Source organism: Streptosporangium sp. NPDC004379 (assembly GCF_042873875.1).
Lineage (GTDB): Bacteria > Actinomycetota > Actinomycetes > Streptosporangiales > Streptosporangiaceae > Streptosporangium.
On sequence record NZ_JBIAMC010000005.1, the window covers coordinates 1 to 17,525 of the forward strand.

Below are 17,525 nucleotides of genomic sequence, written 5' to 3' on the forward strand. Positions count from 1 at the left end.
TCCACGGCCAGTCGGGGGTGGTCACGGAAGAGCTCGATGAGAGCGTCGTGAGCAGGAGACGGCATGTCGCTTACCGTAACGTGAACACCACTTTATGTGACGGCTTTTCATCGAACAGGACGAGGATGAAGTTGTTCTCCTTCGCCGCACTCCCACCGTGGCGGCAGGTGGTCCGGTGATCACGCGGGTCTCGGCGGCGGGGTCGCGGCCGGTCCGGCGGTCTCCGTCCACGCGTCCGGTGGATGGAGACCGCCGGTGGCCGGATCAGGGGGTCACCGCGGTGCCCCCACCGGTTCCGGGGACGCAGGCCGTACCTCGGAGCGGCTCAGGCGGCCGGGCCACCAGGCGCGCGGGCCCAGGTCCCGCACCAGCGCCGGGACCAGCAGGGACCGCACCACCAGGGTGTCGAGCAGCACGCCGAAGGCGACGATGAACGCGAGCTGCGCCAGGAACGCCAGCGGGATCACCACCAGCGCGGCGAAGGTGGCGGCGAGCACGACGCCCGCCGAGGTGATCACCCCGCCGGTGGTGACCAGGCCGCGCAGCACGCCTTCCCGGGCCCCGTGGCGCGCGGTCTCCTCGCGCACCCTGGACATGAGGAAGATGTTGTAGTCCACGCCCAGCGCGACCAGGAAGACGAAGCCGTACAGCGGCACCGACGCGTCGCTGCCGGTGAACCCGAGCAGGTGCGTGAAGATCAGCGTGGAGACGCCGAGGGTGGCCAGGAAGTTCAGCGCCACGGTGACCACCAGGAGCACCGGCGCCACCAGCGAACGCAGCAGGAAGATCAGGATGAGCAGGATGATCACCAGGACGACCGGGACGATGAGCAGCGTGTCGCTCCGCGCGGTCTCCGTGGTGTCGTACTGCTGGGCGCTGTACCCGCCGACCATGACGCCGTCCTCGGTGTCGAGCGCGGCGCGCAGCCGCTTCACCGTGTCCTGGGCGGCGTCGCCGTCCGGCGCGTCGCGCAGCGTCGCCTCGACCAGGGTGCGCCCGTCGACGACCTTGGGCTCGCCGCCCGGCCGGCCGCTCTGCGAGACCGGCTCGGCGCCGGAGACGCCCTCGACGCCGCGGGCCTTCTCCGCCACGGCCGCGGCGCGCCCGGCGGGGACGACGACGACCGCGGGCTGCCCGGAACCTCCGGGGAAGTGCTCGCTCAGCGTCGCCTGCGCCGCGACCGACGGCGCGTCGTTCACGAAGGTCTCGTCCAGCGGGACGCCCCGGGCGTTGAGCTGCGGCGCGAAGAGGGCCAGGGCGACGAGCGGCAGCAGGGTCGCGATCCACAGCCGGCGCGGATGGCGGGCGACGAGGGAGGCCACCCGGCCCCAGATGCCGCGGTTCCCGGCGTCGGCCGGGCGCGGCTTGGCCGGCCACAGCGCGGCGCGGCCCAGCAGGACGAGGACGGCGGGCAGGAAGGTGAGCGCGCTGAGCGCGGCGCACGCGATGCCGATGGCGCCCACCGGGCCGAGTGCGCGGTTGTTGGTCAGGCTGCTGAGCAGCAGTGCGAGCAGTGCCAGGGCCACCGTGGCGGCGCTGGCGACGATCGGCTCGAACGAACGGCGCAGCGCGACGCGGCCCGCGGCGAAGCGGTCGCCGGTCGCGGCCAGCTCCTCCCGGAAACGGGAGGTCAGCAGCAGCGCGTAGTCGGTGGCCGCGCCGATGACCAGGATGAACAGGATGCCCTGCACCTGACCGTCGACCCGGACGATGTCGTGGTCGGCCAGGAAGTACACCACGGCACAGGCCAGTCCCAGGGCGAACACCGCGCCGATGATGATGACGAACGGCAGCAGCACGCTCCGGTACACCGCCAGCAGGATGACCAGTACGGTGACCAGCGCCACCCCGAGCAGCAGGCCGTCGATCCCGGCGAAGGCGTCGGACAGGTCGGCCCGGGTGGCCGCCGGTCCGGCGAGCTGGGCCCGCAGGCCGTCGACCGCCACCGCCGAACCGATCCTGTCCAGGGTCTCGCCGAGCGAGTCCTCGACGGCGGGGCTGAGCTGGACCACGCCCTGCAGCGCCCGGCCGTCATCCGATCCGATGGCGGGGGAGGGCGTTCCGGTGACGCCCTCCGTGCCGCGCAGCGCGGCGAGCTTCCGCGTCGCCGTGGCGGTCTGCTCGGAGGTGACGGCCCCGCCGTCCGCGGTCCACACCACGATGAGCGGCTGCGTGTCACCCTCGCGGAACTTCTCCTGGACCTCCAGCACGCGTGTCGACTCCGCGCTCTGGGGCAGGAAGGCGGCCTGGTCGTTGGTGGAGACCTCGGCGAGCTTGCCGGCGAAGGGCCCCAGCCCGCCGCCGACGGCCAGCCAGACCAGTACCAGCAGGGCCGGGATGAGCCAGCGGATTCGCTTCCGTGCCATGGGGTCGCCTCTCCGTGATGCCATATGACTCAATTATTAAGATATTCAATGATTGAGTTAATGTAGCATGGCGGCATGGACGGTGACGGCGAGGGGGGCATCGACCGGCTGGCCTTCGCGATACGGCTGCGCAGGATGACCGCGGAGTTCAACCGCATCGCCCACGAGTTCGCCGGTGAGCACGGGCTGCACCACACCGACGTCCAGGCGCTCATCAAGATCTTCGACGCCCCCGAGCCGATCACCCCCACCCGGCTGCGGGAGGAGCTGAACCTCACCTCCGGCGCGGTCACCGCGTGCCTCGACCGGCTGGAGCGGGCCGGTCACATCCGCCGGGTCCGTGACGCGCACGACCGGCGCGTGGTCCACCTGCACTACCTCGACGCGGCCAAGGAGCTGGCCGGAGCCTTCTTCCGCCCGCTCGGCCGCAGCACGGACAACACCCTGCGACGGTTCAGCCCGGAGGAACTGCGCACCGTGGCCGCCTTCCTCGACGCCATGAACGAGGAACTCGACGCGCTGCGCGGCGCACCCGGCTCTCCCTGACGTCTCCGCCGGGTTCCCTCCCGAAGGTCTCACGCCGAGATCTTCGGCCACGCGGGCCGAATGGTTGCGCCCCGACCCGGCTCCTCAGAACACGCGCGCTGGACGGATGGACGTCCAGCGCGCGTGGCTTCGTGCGGAGAGGAGCGGCGCCCGTTCCTGTCACGACGGCCACCTCAGCGGGCGGTCACCACGGGGACGGCCAGAAGCGCATCGGCCAGCCGGGGCAGCGAGGAGACGACCAAGCCGCCCGCGGCGGCGAGTTGCTTGCGGCGGCCGTGTTCACTCACCACTCCGATCGCCCGGAGGCCGGCGTCCCGGGCCGTGTGCATGCCCCCGACAGACCGGCTGACCAGTGTGCAGGTGGAAGGTCGCAGCCCCATGGCCTTCACCGCCTGCCGTACGAGGCCGACGTACGGAAGGTCCTCGGTCATCCGTAGCCGCTCGCGTCCGAGGACCGGCCCCACCAGGGGGCGCAGGCCGTGCGTCTCCAGATGAGCCTCCATGGCGGCGGAGCAGGCGCCGCCCACCACGGCGACGGGTCTGCCGCCGGCCTGACACGCTCGTAGCACCTCGTGAATCCCGGATGTGGGTGCCGCCGTCACGGCCGCCGCCGTCTCGGCCTCCCGCACGATCTCCTCGGCCGCGGCGCCGTGATCCCGGCCGACGTCGTGTGCGTAGGCCAGCATCCAGAGCGGATCGGTCAGGAGGGAGGTCAGGAGCGTCATCCTGTGTCCCGCCGCGAAAAGGCCGTCGCGGATCCTTTCGGCGACCGCCGCGGTGTCCACCTCGGTGACCAGGTCGCACAGCGTGCCGTCGAAGGGGACCAGCACGGCATGGGTCCGCTCCAGAACATGGGCGACATGGGGCCGCACCCGTGCGCTCGTCACCCGGAACCCTCCTGATCATGACGGTCCGCCAGGTGTGTGCGCCGCCGCACGACCGGAGATGCTCGGCGGGGCGTCGCGCGTGACGCCGTACGGCCCGCCGCCCTACATGATCACATGGGGCCGATCCGTGTCCACCGTCCCTCTCGGACGGGTGACGGCGGACACCCGCGCGGACCCTTCACACGCGCTCCCCGGGACCACCACAAGCCCCTGCTTGGCTTCCCTCTCATGAAGCGGGAACCCATCAGACAGGAGCCGGACATGGGACGGCGGCTCGCGCCGGTTCCGGTCAGAACGGGGACGACGGGGGAGGACCGGGCGGACCGCGCGGCCTTCCTCACGGTGATGTCGCTGCCGGCGTTGGCGCTCGCGGACTGGTTCGTTGTGACGACCGTCATCCGCGAGGTCCAGTGTGAGCAGTACGAGCGCGGCGGCGTCCTGGACTGCGGTGGTTCACCCGCGATGGAGGAGGCGTACACCACCGGACTGCTGCTGACGGTCCCGGCCCTGGCGGTCCAGCTGTGGCTGATCGGGTTCGCGATCCGGTGGCTCCGGAACGGGTCACGCCCCTCCCTCGGATGGATGCGCTCACGTCGCGAAGGGAGCCGACGGGGCTGACCTCCGATCCGTGGGCCCGGCCCCGTTCCCGGCCCGCGTCGCCAGGCGGGCGCGGACGACGAGGTCGTGGAGGAGATCGCCCGCATCCGGCGTCTCCGGCAGGTGTGAGGCGTCCCGGGCCTCCTCCAGGACGGCGGTCAGCCGGGTGACGTCGCGTTCCAGCCGCGCGCGGCCGGGGCCGTCCGCGGGCGGCGCCCCGTGCTCCGCGTGCCGCTTGGCGGCCATCAGCTCCGCCAGGTACGGCGGGCCGCCGTCCAGCCGGGTGAGGTCGGCGACGAGCGTTCCGGTGCGCATCAGGTGGATGCCGGTGAGCAGCACCCGGAACGTGTAGAGCAGTGGCTTGAGCTCCCCGGACCGCTCGAACAGGCGCCACTGCGTCCGGGCGAAACCCAGGTAGTGGTGGGCGTGGTGGCGGGTCAGGCAGCCGGGTGCGGCGGCGGCCAGCTCCTCGTGCACCGGGGACGTCGTCACCACCAGCGGGGACAGCAGCTGCTCCAGCACGTAGCCGTTGCGGCGCAGCAGCAGCCGGCAGAACTTGGCCAGGTCGTGGGTGACGAGGTCCACCTCCACACCGTGACGGGTCCACGAGCGGGTGACGGTCTCCTCGGCGGCCCGCAGCCCGACGACGTCCTCCAGCGGCAGCAGGTGCACGCCGCGCAGGTCCACGTCGGAGTCGACGGACGGGAAACCGTACAGGTGCGCGCCGCTGACCGTGGCGAACGCCAGGGTGTGCGGCTGCTCGGCGGGGACCTCGGCCAGCCAGGCCGGGAGATGGACGGTCACAGTGATGCCCTCCGTACGGTCACCAGGTAGTCCTCGACGGTCCGGCGGTCGGGGGCCTCCGGCAGCGCGCCGGAGGCGCCGAGACGGTCGAGGTCCGCGGCCAGCTCCGCCCGCCAGCGCTCCACCTCCGGCCAGGGGATCTCGCCCCGCCGCAGCGCCAGCAGCCGGTCGCGGTGGGCGCCTACCCGGACCAGCGGCTCGCCCTCGCGGGCCAGGTGGAGGCCGCTGAGCATCAGCCTGATCATGTGCATGGCCTGCTTCCACTTCGGCCGTTCGGGGTCGAGCCTGCGGAGCTGCGCCTGGGCGTACCCGGCGAACGTCCGGTGGGCGCGCCGGGACAGGAAGGCGCGGCGGATCGCCAGCAGTTCCTCGCCCGCCGGGGTGAGCCGCTCGACGATCGGCGACCACAGGCACTCCAGGACCGTCGGGTTGGCCTCCAGCGCCAGGACGCAGAACCGCTCGACCTCCCAGGAGAACTGCTCGGGCAGCGGCCCCTCGATGTGGGTCGGCGGCTTGTCCAGCCGCCAGAACAGCGGGGCGGGCGCGGCGAAGACCCCGCGCCGGTCCACGTCGGAGTCCTCGGTCGCGAGGCCGTAGGCGCGGGAACCGGTCACCACCGACAGCACCAGGTGGTCCGGGACGCTGACCGGGCAAGCCTCCCGATCCGAGCGGACCATCAGGCGGTACGGAGATCGGCGACGACGCGGAAGCGCTCCAGGACCACCGGGGTGGCGTCGTCCACGGTGAAGGCGGCGTCGCCCAGCGCCGAGCGCATCTCCGGGCCGTGCCAGAACTCCTCGTGGGCCGCGCGCCACCGTTCGGCCGTCGTGTGGCCCTCGCCCTCGTCCGCCGCGTGGGCGTCGTCCACCTCGCCCAGCGGTACGACGCGCACGCTCGTCACCTCGATGACGGCCACCGGACGGCCGGCGGAGTCCACCACCGCCGACCGGCCGCTGACCTCGGGCAGCGGCTCGCCCGCCCGCTCGTATTCGACGGCGAGGGAGGTGGTGGCGGTCTTACGGCCGTCGAGGATCGCCGCGACGAGCGCGTCCCGCAGGGGGCCGGGGAAGGCGAACTCGGCCTCCGGCAGGCCGGCGGTGTCCGGCGACCCGCCGGAATCGGATGTCATGGGGGACCACCCTAACGATCCGGCGGACCGTCAGGGGTGAGCCAGTCGAGCCATTCGCCGTGCGGGCCGGCCAGGGCGAGGGGTTTGCCGTCCAGGGCGGACAGGAAGGTCGGCCGGTTCGCGCCGGCCGGCCGCGACGCGAGGGCCCGCGGACGTGTGCGGTGAGGTCAGAGGGCCGCCCCGGGGCCGGGGAGGACGTCTATGTCGGTGGCGTGCATCGGCTGTTCGCATGTCGAGCAGCGCAGTTCGACCCGGCTGACCTCGCCGCATCCGCGGTGCCGGTGCAGGACGGGCGGACCGGCCTCGCCCGCCGTCCAGCGGTCGCCCCAGCGGGTCATCACCAGCAGCAGGTCGCACAGTTCCAGACCCTTGTCGGTGAGGGTGTACTCGTGTCGCGGGGGGTGCCGGGAGTACTCCCGGCGTTCCAGGATGTCGTTCTCGACGAGCCACCTCAGGCGCTCCGCGAGCACCTTGCGGGAGATGCCGAGGTCCTGCTGGATCTGGTCGAAGCGGGTGATGCCCACGTAGACGTCCCGCAGGATCAGGGGCGACCAGGGCTCGCCGATGACGTCGAGTGTGCGGGCGATCGAGCATGCCATGTCGCCGAACCGGGTCCGTTGCATGACCACAGCGTAGACCCTGTGGGTTCCCTTAGGGAACTTGCTTCGCTAGGGTCTCTCCTATTCGTTCCCTCAGGGAACCCAGTGGGAGGAGAGTGACGTGGACCGACCCCGCACCGTGTCCGGCGAGGAGTGGCGGGCCGCTCTGGCCGCGCTGACGGCCAGGGAGAAGGAGCACACGCGGGCGGCGGACGCGCTGGCCGCCGAAAGGCGCCGGCTGCCCGCGGTCAGGGTGGACAAGGACTACGTGTTCGAGGGCCCCGCCGGGCCGCTGGGCCTGCCCGACCTGTTCGGCGGGCGCCGCCAGCTCATCGTGTACAGCTTCATGTGGCACGGCGCCGGAGAGTACTGCTCGGGATGCTCGATGTTCGTCGACAACCTCGGGCATCTCGCCCACCTGCGCGCCCGCGACACCTCGATGGTGCTGGCGTCCCGCGGCCCGCTGGCGGAGATCCTCCCGTTCCGGGAGCGGATGGGCTGGACGATCCCGTGGGTCTCCTCGCTGGGCAACGATTTCAACGACGACATGGACGCCGGTGACGGGTTCGCACTGAACGTCTTCCTGCGCGACGGCGACGAGGTCTACCGCACCTACTTCACCACGGCGCGGGGGGTCGAGCGTCTCGGCAGCGTCTGGACCCTCCTCGACCTGACGCCGTTCGGCCGCCGGGAGACCTGGGAGGACTCCCCGGAGGGCCGCCCACGGACCGAGCCCTACGGGTGGTGGCGCCTGCACGACGAGTACGGCGAGGGCGGCGGGCCGGAGATCTGAGCGTCCCCGCTACGGCGACGTCCGGACGGCGTCCCATCGGGTGAACCGTCCCGCACGCCCAATTAAGAGATGAAATTTCCTGAGATATCCGTACGAGGAGGCATGTGATGATAGCAATGGCGCCCACCGCCGAGCCGCTGTTCGGCGAGAAGGACGCGACGCCGTTCGACACGGACGCGGCGACGGTGAAACCGTGGGAGCAGGCGCGTTCCTGCCTGGAGACCGCACCGAAAGGGTGGCTCTCGACGGTGCGGCCCGACGGTCGGCCGCACGCCATGCCGGTGATGCCGGTCTGGGCCGACGGCGCGCCCTGGATCGCCACCCGTCCCACATCCCGGAAAGGCAGAAACCTCGCCGGCGACCCCCGCTGCGTCCTCACCGTCGCCGGCGAGGACCTCGATCTCGTGATCGAGGGCGACGCCGCCCGGTCATCGGACGAGGCCGAGCTCCAGCGGGTGGCGGCCGCCTTCACGGCGAAGTACGGGTGGGAGCTCACCGTGCGGGACGGCTCGGTCCACGAGGAGAACCTGCCGGGCTCACCCGAGTACGGCTTCTATCGGATCGTCCCCGTCCGCGCCTTCGGCTACGGCGCGGACGGCCTGACGGCGACGCGCTGGCGGTTCGGCTGAACCGTGATCCACTCCGGGTCGCCAAGGCCGAAGATCACTGAGCATAATGCTGCGGTGAGACGTCGTGTGTCGCGCGGGCTGTCCGTGGCGCTGGTCCTTTCGCTTCTCGCCGGATGCGGGCTGGTCGGGCGGAAGCGTTACACCGTCAGCAGTGAGTCCATGGAACCCACGTTCCAGGTGGGTGATGTCGTCACGGCGGTCAGGACCGACCGGGACTACACCCCGAGACAGGGCGACGTCGTCTTCTTCACCGCTCCCGCGTCATGGGGCGGTGACGGCGTTCGCGTCTCGCGGGTGATCGGGATCCCGGGAGCCACGGTGGCGTGCTGTGACGGCGGCGGGCGGATGACCGTGAACGGCCGGCCGCTGGAGGAGCCCTACCTCAAGGACTCCCAGGCTTCGCGTGTCGCCTTCGGCCCGGTGACCGTCCCGGCGGGCGGACTCTGGGTGCAGGGGGACAACCGCCATATCTCCCTCGACTCACGCAGCTACTTCATCAGGGACGGGATCGGCCAGGCCACGGTCCCGGTGTCCCACGTCGTCGGCGTCGCCGAATAGCCCCGCCCGGGCCGGCGGCCGGTCAGGGGGTGAGCCAGTCGAGCCGTTCGCCGTGCGGACCGGCCAGGGCGAGGGGTTCACCGTCCAGGGCGGGCAGGAAGGTCAGCCGGTTCGCGGGCAGGCCGCGCGGGAGCCGGGCGAGCACCGACGGCAGCCGGGACGAGCCCTCGTTGGAGACCCAGCGCACCGGCAGACTCCGCACCGTCTCCACGAACCGGTCGCGCTCGTCCGGCTCCAGGTACGGCATGAGCGCGCTGTGGAAGACGACCACCGTGGCGTCGCGGGGAGCCTCCGCGACCAGGTCGCCGAGCGCTCCGGCGGCGTCCCCCCGAACCAGGCGCGGCGGATCCTCCGCGGCCAGCCGTACGGCGCCGCGCAGCCGGGCCAGCCGGTCGTCCTGGCCGGGCCAGACCAGGCACTCCAGCCAGCGCGCCGTCTCCGCGTCACGTACATCCAGCGGTTCCAGGTCGAGACCCGCCCGCCACACCACCTCCGGCATCCGCGCGGGCACCGGCGCCCTCCCGTTCGCCCGGCACGGCAGCTCGACCGGACCGTCCGCCGGGCCGAGGACGGGCCGGTCGTCGTAGCGGTAGCGGTAGCGGTCCAGGAGGAGACAGAGCCCGGCCGAGGCGCCCACCTCCACCAGGGCCAGCGGGCCGGGCAGGCCGGCGAGCACCGGCAGCAGGCTCGCGCACCGTCCGGCCTCGTTGGTCTGCGTCCGGCGCGTCAGCATCGTCTCGCGCACCTCGGGCCAGTGCCGTACGGTCCACTCACGGAAGGCGGGGAAACCGGCGGACGGCCCGCCGAGGAAGCGGACCGAGGCCAGCAGCAGGTTCGGCTGCCGCTTGGCGGGCGGCAGGCCGTCGATCAGCGCCGGCAGCAGCGCGTCGGAGGCGACGCCCCGGGCGAGGTCCTCGTACGCCGGGGAGCGCCCCCGGACCTCCTGCTCGGCGAACCGCCGGTACCGCTCGGCCGTGTCCATCCCGCGGGGGAGGGTCAGAGCCGCACCGGGAGGCGGGCCAGCCGCCACGACCCCGGCAGCGGCTGGCGCTCCAGGTCCGCCGGATCGACGGCCAGGGCCAGATCGGGGAAGCGGCGCAGCAGCGCGCCCAGCGCCACCTCGCCTTCCTGCCGGGCCAGGGCCGCACCCAGGCAGTAGTGCAGGCCGTGCCCGAACCCGACGTGGTTCTCCCGGCGGCCGTCCGGCTCGCGGGTGACGTCCAGCCGGTCGGGGTCGGGGAACTCGCGCGGATCGTGGTCGGCCGAGACCAGTGAGGCCGTCACCGCCTCGCCCCGCCGTACCGGCATGCCCCCGATCGTCACGTCCTCGGTCGCGTAGCGCATCCGCGTCATCTGGACCGGGCCGTACCGGCGCATCAGCTCGTGCACGGCGCGCGGCATCAGCTCCGGGTCGTCGCGGAGCAGGGCGAGCTGGCCGGGATGGGTGAGCAGGGCGGCGACGCCGTTGCCGATCAGGTGGGCGGTGGTCTCGTGACCGGCGAGGACGATGGTCAGCACCATCGTCACCATCTCGACGTCGCTCAGCCGGTCGCCGTCCTCGTCGTGGGCGCGGATCAGCCCGGTGAGCAGGTCGTCCGCGGGTTCGGCGCGGCGCCGGACGATCAGCTCCTGGATGTGCGCGACCATCTCCCGCAGCGGATCCGTCAGGGCGCCGGGCTCGGTCGACACCAGGGCCCGTCCCCACGAACGCCATCGCGGGCGGTCCTCCTCGGGGATGCCCACCAGCTCGCAGATCACGGTGATCGGCAACGGGTAGGTGAACCGTTCCAGCAGGTCCACGACGCCGTCCTCGGCCGCGGCGGGCAGGCCGTCCAGCAGGTTGTCGGTGATCTCCTCGACGCGCGGCCGCAGCCCGGCGACCCTGCGGGCGGTGAAGGCGCGGGAGACGAGCCGGCGCAGCCGCATGTGGTCGGCGCCGTCGGCGTCCAGGATGCTGCCGAGGATGTACTTCGCGTACTCCGGCGGGATGCCGCGCGCCTGGATGATCTGCTCGCGGATGTCGCCCACGTCCATGCCCGGGACGTGCGCCGGGTCGTTGACGAACCGCTGGTCGCTCAGCATCCGCTTGACGTCCTCGTAGCGGGTGACGAGCCAGATCGGCGAGGCGGACCCGGGGAGGAGGACCCGCACCAGGGGGGCCTCCTCACGCATCCGCGCGTACCCGCCGAAGGGGTCGGCGAGCAGTTCGGGATCGAAGAGGTCGACCGTATCGGAGGCCGTCTCGGCGGTGCGGGGATCGGCCGGAGCGCTCATGTCGTCCTCCTCGGGACCGGGATGCTCTTCTGCTCCCAGGGTTCCCGTCCGGCGCGTACGGCATGCCCCCGGAGTGCGCGGCGCGTGTCCGTTTCCCGGGTGACGTGATGTCCGTTTTCCCGTGTACCGGCCCCCGTATGCCCGGCCCCCGTATGCCCGGCCCCTGTGTGCCGGTCCCCCGTGTGCCGCGGCGCGCTCCCCTCCTCGCGCGCCGCGGCACCGGTCATCGGTACGGCCACCCGCCGGCCATCGGTACGGCCGGCCCACCGGTCACCCGCCGGCCATCGGCAGGCCGTGCCGCCGGTCACCCGCCGGTCATCTGTACGGCCGCCGCATGTACGGCCGCCGCACCGGTCAGCCGCCCTGGGACCAGACGCCCTCCCAGCCGGAGCAGCGGCCGGTGATCCTGGTGGACGTGCCGCGGCAGACCTTGGCGGAGGAGGTGAGCATGTAGCCGGCGTTCACCCGGAAGGAGAGGACCCGCGACCGGGAGCAGTTCCGGAACGTCTTCGTGTGCCACCGGCCGTGGTCGGAGAGCCACTTGATCTTCAGCCACGAGCAGGTGCGCGCACCCGCGGCGTCGTAGAGGTCACCGTGAATGCGCAGGCCGGTGCCGGAGCTCCTGACGACGCCGCCGGCCCAGCCCCCGCGGTCGGAGGAGGCGGTGGGGCCCCACGACCAGGTCTCGGCGGCCCTCGCGACCGACGACGCCGTCGAGGCGGCCGAGGTGGTCGCGGCGGAGGCCGTCGTGGCGGGCAGGCCGAGCCCGAGGGCGGCGGCCGTCGTGAGGCCGAGCAGCAGGCGGGCGGTGCGATGCATGGGTCCATCTCCTGAAAAAACCGGATTTCTGATGGACCAAGAGATATCCGGGACGGCTTGCAGTCGGCTTGCCGCTCCTTGCAACCGCCTGACGCGCTCCACCCCGGCCGGGCCAGGCGGTTCACCCGTGGGCGGCGGGGCACATTCCAGATTTCCCGGCTGTCTCCCAGGACGGCTCGAGGTGGTTGTCCGACGCTCGCCCGACTCGTTGAACACGCACCGCGTCAAACGCCCTTCAGAACACGATCAAGTGCCGCGCGGCCCGCAGGTCCCCAGTTCGGCTTACCGCCGGGAAGGCCTCGATCCCCGTTCTGCCCCATGAGCATCAGGAAGAGGCTCTTCATGGCGGCCAGTCCGCGGGCGCGCCGGATCGTCGCCTCGTCCGCGTGCGCGTACGCGTCGAAGAACCGTGCGGCCGTCCCCGTGGGGAGCAGCACCCACGCGGCGGCGAGGTCCCATGCGGGATCGCCGGCGAACAAGGCACCGAAGTCGATCACACCCGAGAGCGTCCCGTCCGAGACGACGACGTTCGCGGGATGGAGGTCGCCGTGCACCCACACCGGCGGGCCCTCCCACTCGGGGGCCGCGACGGCATCGGCCCAGACGGCCCGGACGGCGCGGACATCGCCGACGGTGCCGGGGTCGATGGCCTGCAGGAACCGCTCGAAGCCGTCCGTGCACCCCCTGGGGTGAGCGCCGAAGCCCGAACCGGCCGGGGCCTCGGCGGGCGCCTCCACATGGAGTGCCTGGAGGAAACCCGCCAGCGTGTCGGCCGCGTGGGCGCCGCGGCTGATCGAGCCATGATCCAGCGGCTCGCCGGGAACCCATGTCATCACGGTCCAGTGCTTGGGGAAGCGCTCGGACGGCTCGCCGAACCGCACCGGGGTCGGCACCGGCAGCGGCAGACGCGGAGCCAGCACAGGTAGCCACCGCCGCTCCTTGAGCTGGAGCTCGGGGGTTGGGTCCATGCGCTGCATGCGTACGGCCAGCTCGTCTCCGAGGCGCCACATGTGATTGCCCCAGCCGCCCGCCACCTCGCGGACGGTCAGCCCCGCAAGGTCCGGATGTTGCTCCTGCAGCAGGTCGCGGACCAGGTCTGCGGTGATCTCGATCTCGGTGCCGGTCATGCGACGTCACAGTAGCGAGGCGGCGGGCGGAGCGGCTCCGGGGTGTTCACGAAGAGGGCCGCCCCGACCTGCATCCGCCATCTGTCGTTCACAGCCTCCGACTGCGGATCACCCGCACAGCGGCGTCGCCTCGTCAGGTCCACCCGCGGGCGGCGGGCCAGGACAGGACGAACGTGGTGTGACGCTTGCGGATCACCAGCCCGTCTCCGGGGGCACCCTCGGCAGGAAGAGGTGCCGGGGCACCGCGCGCAGCGCCCCGGCGACCTCCTCGCCGATCCCGCCGAGCCCGCGCACCCGGGCGACCATCTCCTCGCGCGCCACGCGCCAGTCCGCCATCACCGGCCTCCCCACCCGTCGATCCCGTCACGGCGGGAGTCCTACTGCAGACAGAACTCGTTGCCCTCCGGGTCTCTCATCAGCACCCAGTACTCGCCGTTCTCCGCGTAGTCCCGCACCCATTCCGCCCCTAGCCCGGTGAACCGGGCGACCTCGGCGTCCACCAGCTTGCGGCGCTCCTCGATCGGCAGCCCGGACGGGCCGTCCACGCTGATGTCCAGGTGCACCCGATTCTTGGCCGTCTTCCCCTCCGGCACGCGCTGGAAGTAGAACCGGGGACCGTTCCCGGCCGGGTCCACCGCGGCGGCCCAATCGAGCCGCCCCTCCTCGGGGATGCCCTGCGCGTCGGCCCAGGCGTCCCAGCTGCCGAACCCCTCGGGCGGCGGCTGGAGCACGTACCCCATGGCCGCCGCCCAGAAGGCGGCGAGCGTGGACGGATCGTTCGCGTCGAAGCTGATCTGGATTTTCATGGACCTCCCTATGCCCACTCGGCGAGGATCTTGGCCTCCTTCTCCGGGTCGATGCCGTGGCCGCGGAAGGAGCGCTCCTCTACGGGGATCTCGCGGAGCCAGGCCCAGGTGTCGCGGACGGTCTCGGCGACCGGACGGCAGCGCAGCCCGGCGGCGAGGGCCTTCTCCGACGACGGCAGCCAGACCCCGGCGAACTCCTCGTCGCGCGGTGCCCAGACCGGCAGCTCGGTCCACGGGGCGACGTCCCGGCCGAGCAGGAACCCGTCGTCCACCCAGACCAGCTCCGCGTCCGAGCCCGTCACCGAGCGGCACTCCTCCAGCAGACCGCGGTAGGTGGTGTTGCCCCGCACGCCGCTGACGAAGAAGCGGTCGTTCGTCCCGGCCCCGGCCTGGTCGAGGGTGAACGCGGCGATGTCGCGGGCGTCGATGAGCTGCATCGCCATCTCGGGGTCGCCCGGTGCGAGCACCCGGCCACCGCGGTCGATCCGGGTGAGCCACCACGGGAGGCGGCCGACGTTCTCGTGCGGGCCGATGATGAGGCCGGGCTCGATGATCAGGGAGTTGCCGTCGAAGCCCTGCTCGACGGCGCGCTCGCAGCCCGCCTTGAGGACGCCGTAGTCGCCGTCGTCCCGCCCGGCGTCCGGTGCGCACTCGAACCGGGGCGAGCTCTCGTCACTGGCCTGTCCCGGCCAGGAGGCGCAGGCCGAGATGCTGGAGATGAACGCGTAGGTGGCCACGTGGCCGTTGAGGACGCGCACCGACTCGCCGACGACGCGGGGGACGAACCCGCAGACGTCGACGACGATGTCCCACTCCCGGCCCTCGGCGAGCCGTTCCAGGTCGGAGGTGACCTCCCGGTCACCCCTGACCGCTTCGACGCCGGGTACGTCGACACCGTTCCTGCCCCGGTTGAACGTGGTGACCTCATGTCCGCGCCGCAGCGCCTCTTCGACGATCGCCCGGCCCAGGAAGACCGAGCCGCCGATTACCAGAGTTCTCATGACCGAACATTGTTCGCCCACCGTCGACGATGTGGCATGGCCTTTCACCCTTGGCGCAAACTATCCGCTCACAGCAGATCGGCGGTTCACCGCGGATCGGCGGCCCATGGAGGACCGGCGGCTCGCAGCGGACCGGCGGCTCACAGTGGGCTGGCCGCGAGCGGCGGACGCTCCAGGACGTGGACCTGCGCCGTGCCGATGTCGAAGTAGAGGCCCACCAGCTCCAGACGGTCCTCCCGGACGAGCCGGTCCACCGCGGGGTAGGAGCGCAGGTTGTCGAGCTGCTGGAGCACGTTGGCCCGGCAGAGACGGTCCAGCGGGCCGCCGTCGCAGCCCGGGGACCCGGCGCTCCCGGAACCGGGAACCCCGTCGTCCCCGGGCGCCTCGGGCGACGCGCCGCCCCCGCGGCCACTTCCGGCGACGAACCGGGCCAGGCTGTGGCGGCCGTGCCGTAGCCAGCGGCCGAGCGCCGGCATGCCCTCCGGGGCGTCGCCGCCGAGCAGGGCGGCCATGGCGCCGCAGCCGGAATGCCCGCACACCGTGATGGTGCGGACGCCGAGCGCCTCCGTGGCGTACTCGATCGCCGCGGCCACCGAGTCGTCCGGAGGCGCCGCGCCGCGGCGGGGAACCAGGTTGCCGAGGTTGCGGACGGTGAACAGGTCACCGGGCCCGCTCGCGGTGATCAGGTTCGGCACGATTCGGGAGTCGGCGCAGGTGATGAACAGGTGCGACGGCTCCTGCTTGCGGGCCATCCCCATCATGAACGGGCGGATCAGCGGGGCCGTGCGGCGGTGGAACTCCCGCGCTCCGGCCAGCAGGTCAGGCTGTCCCGAGCCGTCCCCGCCTGTCATGGCCGCGCCGCCCGCCGCCGCCGGATCGGCCGCGGCCCCACCGGCACCACCGGCGACGGCGTCCGCCGCCCGCGTGGACGCGACCGCGAGATCCGCCGCCGCCGCCGACGACCGGCCGCGCCGCCTGTGGGCCCAGGGCAGCCACCAGCGGTCCGGGGCCGGTGGTGGGGGCTTGGCGGGGAGCACCCGGGCGCCGCTGACCGCCATCGCGTACCACTCGTCGTGGATCTCGTCGATGTCCACGCTCCCGCCGCCCCGCTCGTGGTCGGTGCGCCAGGCGTGGACCGCCTCGAACGCGGCGTTGTCCATGAAGTCGATGTTGAGGTCCAGGTCGACCGGGACCCCGGCCGGGATGGCGCGCAGCTCGGAGGTGATCCGCGGGACGCCGAGGAAGGTCAGCGACCCCGCGATCGACACGTGCCAGTGCCCGCCCGGCTCGGGGGTGACCCGTACGGTGACCCGGGTCAGCCGGCGCAGCGCCAGCAGCGCGGCGAGCCCGAGCCCGAGCAACACGCCCTCGGCCAGGCCGACGAGCACGACCCCCAGCATGGTGGTCACGTACACCGGGATCTCGCCGTGCCCCCGAAGATTGCGCAGGTGCCCCATGTTGACCATCTGGACGCCGATGAAGACCAGCAGGGCCGCCAGCGCCTCCATCGGGATCAGCGTGATCGTCCAGCCCAGGCAGAGCGCGAACACCAGGATCCACACGCCGTGCATGACCGTGGACCAGCGGCTGCGCGCTCCGGCACGGGCGTTGGTGCTGCTGCGCACGATGACCCCGGCCACCGGCAGCCCGCCCAGCGCGCCGGTCACCATGTTGGCCACGCCCTGTGCGGTGAGCTCCCGGTCCAGGTCGGTGCGCGGGCCGTCGTGCAGCTTGTCCGTCGCCACCGAGCACAGCAGCGACTCCACCCCGGCCAGCAGCGCCACGAGCAGCACCGCGGCGACGATCCCGTGCCAGTCGCCGCGCGGCCAGGCCGGCATGACCCATGTGTCCAGGCTCTTCGACAGGTCGACCCGGGTGACGTCCCACCCGGACACCGCGGCGGCCGCCGAGGCGACGACCAGGGCGGCCAGCGGCGCCGGGACGAGCCGCAGTCGCTGCGGCAGGCGGCCCCAGCCGACCAGGACCGCGATGGTGATCAGACCGGCGTAGACGGCGTGATCGTGTATGTCCAGGATCTGCCGGGGCAGCTCGGCGATGTTCTCGATCGCGGAACGCTGCGGGCTGCCGCCGAGCACGACGTGCAGCTGGGAGAGGGCGATCACCGCGCCCACCCCGGCGAGCATGCCGTGCACCACGGCGGGGGAGACCGCCAGCGCGGCCCGGGCGACCCGGAACACCCCCAGCAGAAGCTGCAGGGCGCCCGCGAACAGGGTGATCATGCAGGTGGCGCGCCAGCCGTACGTCGAGACCAGCTCGGCGACCACCAGTGACAGGCCTGCGGCGGGGCCGCTGACCTGGACGACCGAACCTCCCAGAAGGCCGGCGACCACGCCGCCCACGACGCCCGCGATGAGCCCGGCCGCCAGCGGCGCCCCCGAGGCGACGGCGATGCCCAGCGAAAGGGGCACCGCCACCAGGAACACCACCAGGGAGGCGGGCAGGTCGTACCGCAGCACGGAGGAGAAGCCACCCCGTGCGATCGTTTCGTTACTCTTCGTGTCCGTCCCCATGGGACAGACCCTATGACGCGGGTCCCCGCCGGTCGGGCGGTTACCCGAGGCCTTTACGC

At 72.5% G+C, this 17,525-nt stretch carries 19 protein-coding genes; 5 read left to right on the forward strand and 14 right to left on the reverse strand.

The features are described 5' to 3' along the window. Positions 1–272: 272 nt before the first annotated feature. Positions 273–2,366, reverse strand: a complete 2,094-nt coding sequence (locus tag ACFYSC_RS12320) for an MMPL family transporter (RefSeq protein ID WP_389960328.1) — start codon at positions 2,364–2,366, stop codon at positions 273–275. A gap of 75 nt (positions 2,367–2,441) precedes the next feature. Here ACFYSC_RS12320 and ACFYSC_RS12325 point away from each other — a divergent pair, with 75 nt between their 5' ends. Next, positions 2,442–2,912, forward strand: a complete 471-nt coding sequence (locus ACFYSC_RS12325; RefSeq protein WP_389960330.1) for a MarR family winged helix-turn-helix transcriptional regulator — start codon at positions 2,442–2,444, stop codon at positions 2,910–2,912. A 173-nt stretch (positions 2,913–3,085) separates the two neighbouring features. Here ACFYSC_RS12325 and ACFYSC_RS12330 read toward each other — a convergent pair whose 3' ends face one another. Continuing rightward, positions 3,086–3,799, reverse strand: coding sequence for an HAD family hydrolase (locus ACFYSC_RS12330; RefSeq protein WP_389960332.1), 714 nt, complete (start codon positions 3,797–3,799; stop codon positions 3,086–3,088). Positions 3,800–4,060: 261 nt separating this feature from the next. Between ACFYSC_RS12330 and ACFYSC_RS12335 the strand changes: the two genes are divergently transcribed. Further along, positions 4,061–4,417: a hypothetical protein gene (locus ACFYSC_RS12335; RefSeq protein WP_389960334.1), complete on the forward strand. Its 357-nt coding sequence runs from the start codon at positions 4,061–4,063 to the stop codon at positions 4,415–4,417. Here the strand turns inward: ACFYSC_RS12335 and ACFYSC_RS12340 are convergent. The 4 genes from ACFYSC_RS12340 to ACFYSC_RS12355 form a co-directional block, all read right to left on the reverse strand. Next, positions 4,388–5,200 carry a DNA polymerase beta superfamily protein gene (locus ACFYSC_RS12340; protein ID WP_389960336.1) on the reverse strand — a complete coding sequence of 271 codons (813 nt, stop codon included), beginning with the start codon at positions 5,198–5,200 and terminating at the stop codon, positions 4,388–4,390. The two genes, ACFYSC_RS12335 and ACFYSC_RS12340, sit on opposite strands and share 30 nt — an antisense overlap. Then, positions 5,197–5,877 (reverse strand): DNA polymerase beta superfamily protein, encoded by a 681-nt coding sequence (locus ACFYSC_RS12345; protein WP_389960339.1) that lies wholly within the window; start codon positions 5,875–5,877, stop codon positions 5,197–5,199. The genes ACFYSC_RS12340 and ACFYSC_RS12345 overlap by 4 nt, the downstream gene beginning before the upstream one ends. Then, positions 5,877–6,329 carry an ASCH domain-containing protein gene (locus ACFYSC_RS12350; RefSeq protein WP_389960341.1) on the reverse strand — a complete coding sequence of 151 codons (453 nt, stop codon included), beginning with the start codon at positions 6,327–6,329 and terminating at the stop codon, positions 5,877–5,879. The genes ACFYSC_RS12345 and ACFYSC_RS12350 overlap by 1 nt, the downstream gene beginning before the upstream one ends. Positions 6,330–6,496: 167 nt before the next feature. After that, positions 6,497–6,952, reverse strand: coding sequence for a winged helix-turn-helix transcriptional regulator (locus ACFYSC_RS12355; protein ID WP_389960343.1), 456 nt, complete (start codon positions 6,950–6,952; stop codon positions 6,497–6,499). 97 nt (positions 6,953–7,049) lie between these two features. Between ACFYSC_RS12355 and ACFYSC_RS12360 the strand changes: the two genes are divergently transcribed. The 3 genes from ACFYSC_RS12360 to lepB all read left to right on the forward strand — a co-directional run bounded on the left by ACFYSC_RS12360 (position 7,050) and on the right by lepB (position 8,908). Next, positions 7,050–7,721: a DUF899 domain-containing protein gene (locus ACFYSC_RS12360; RefSeq protein ID WP_389960345.1), complete on the forward strand. Its 672-nt coding sequence runs from the start codon at positions 7,050–7,052 to the stop codon at positions 7,719–7,721. A 107-nt stretch (positions 7,722–7,828) separates the two neighbouring features. Beyond that, entirely contained in the window at positions 7,829–8,350 is a 522-nt protein-coding gene (locus tag ACFYSC_RS12365; protein ID WP_389960347.1) for a pyridoxamine 5'-phosphate oxidase family protein, read from the forward strand. Positions 8,351–8,404: 54 nt separating this feature from the next. After that, the gene (gene lepB / locus ACFYSC_RS12370) at positions 8,405–8,908 is read left to right on the forward strand and encodes a signal peptidase I (protein ID WP_362939536.1); all 504 of its coding nucleotides are present in this window, start codon (positions 8,405–8,407) and stop codon (positions 8,906–8,908) included. Between the two features lie 22 nt (positions 8,909–8,930). Here lepB and ACFYSC_RS12375 read toward each other — a convergent pair whose 3' ends face one another. The 8 genes from ACFYSC_RS12375 to ACFYSC_RS12410 all read right to left on the reverse strand — a co-directional run bounded on the left by ACFYSC_RS12375 (position 8,931) and on the right by ACFYSC_RS12410 (position 17,466). Then, positions 8,931–9,890, reverse strand: coding sequence for a DUF2332 domain-containing protein (locus ACFYSC_RS12375; protein ID WP_389960350.1), 960 nt, complete (start codon positions 9,888–9,890; stop codon positions 8,931–8,933). A 14-nt stretch (positions 9,891–9,904) separates the two neighbouring features. Continuing rightward, positions 9,905–11,182, reverse strand: a complete 1,278-nt coding sequence (locus tag ACFYSC_RS12380; protein ID WP_389960352.1) for a cytochrome P450 — start codon at positions 11,180–11,182, stop codon at positions 9,905–9,907. A 354-nt stretch (positions 11,183–11,536) separates the two neighbouring features. Next, entirely contained in the window at positions 11,537–12,001 is a 465-nt protein-coding gene (locus ACFYSC_RS12385; RefSeq protein ID WP_389960354.1) for a hypothetical protein, read from the reverse strand. Positions 12,002–12,225: 224 nt separating this feature from the next. Then, entirely contained in the window at positions 12,226–13,128 is a 903-nt protein-coding gene (locus ACFYSC_RS12390) for an aminoglycoside phosphotransferase family protein (protein ID WP_389960356.1), read from the reverse strand. Positions 13,129–13,320: 192 nt separating this feature from the next. Next, on the reverse strand, positions 13,321–13,464 hold the full coding sequence (locus tag ACFYSC_RS12395) for a hypothetical protein (RefSeq protein WP_389960358.1): 144 nt from the start codon (positions 13,462–13,464) through the stop codon (positions 13,321–13,323). Between the two features lie 41 nt (positions 13,465–13,505). After that, entirely contained in the window at positions 13,506–13,934 is a 429-nt protein-coding gene (locus ACFYSC_RS12400) for a VOC family protein (protein WP_389960360.1), read from the reverse strand. A gap of 8 nt (positions 13,935–13,942) precedes the next feature. Continuing rightward, positions 13,943–14,935 (reverse strand): NAD-dependent epimerase/dehydratase family protein, encoded by a 993-nt coding sequence (locus ACFYSC_RS12405; RefSeq protein ID WP_389960362.1) that lies wholly within the window; start codon positions 14,933–14,935, stop codon positions 13,943–13,945. Positions 14,936–15,075: 140 nt separating this feature from the next. Beyond that, positions 15,076–17,466, reverse strand: a complete 2,391-nt coding sequence (locus ACFYSC_RS12410; protein WP_389960364.1) for a SulP family inorganic anion transporter — start codon at positions 17,464–17,466, stop codon at positions 15,076–15,078. Positions 17,467–17,525: the final 59 nt, after the last annotated feature.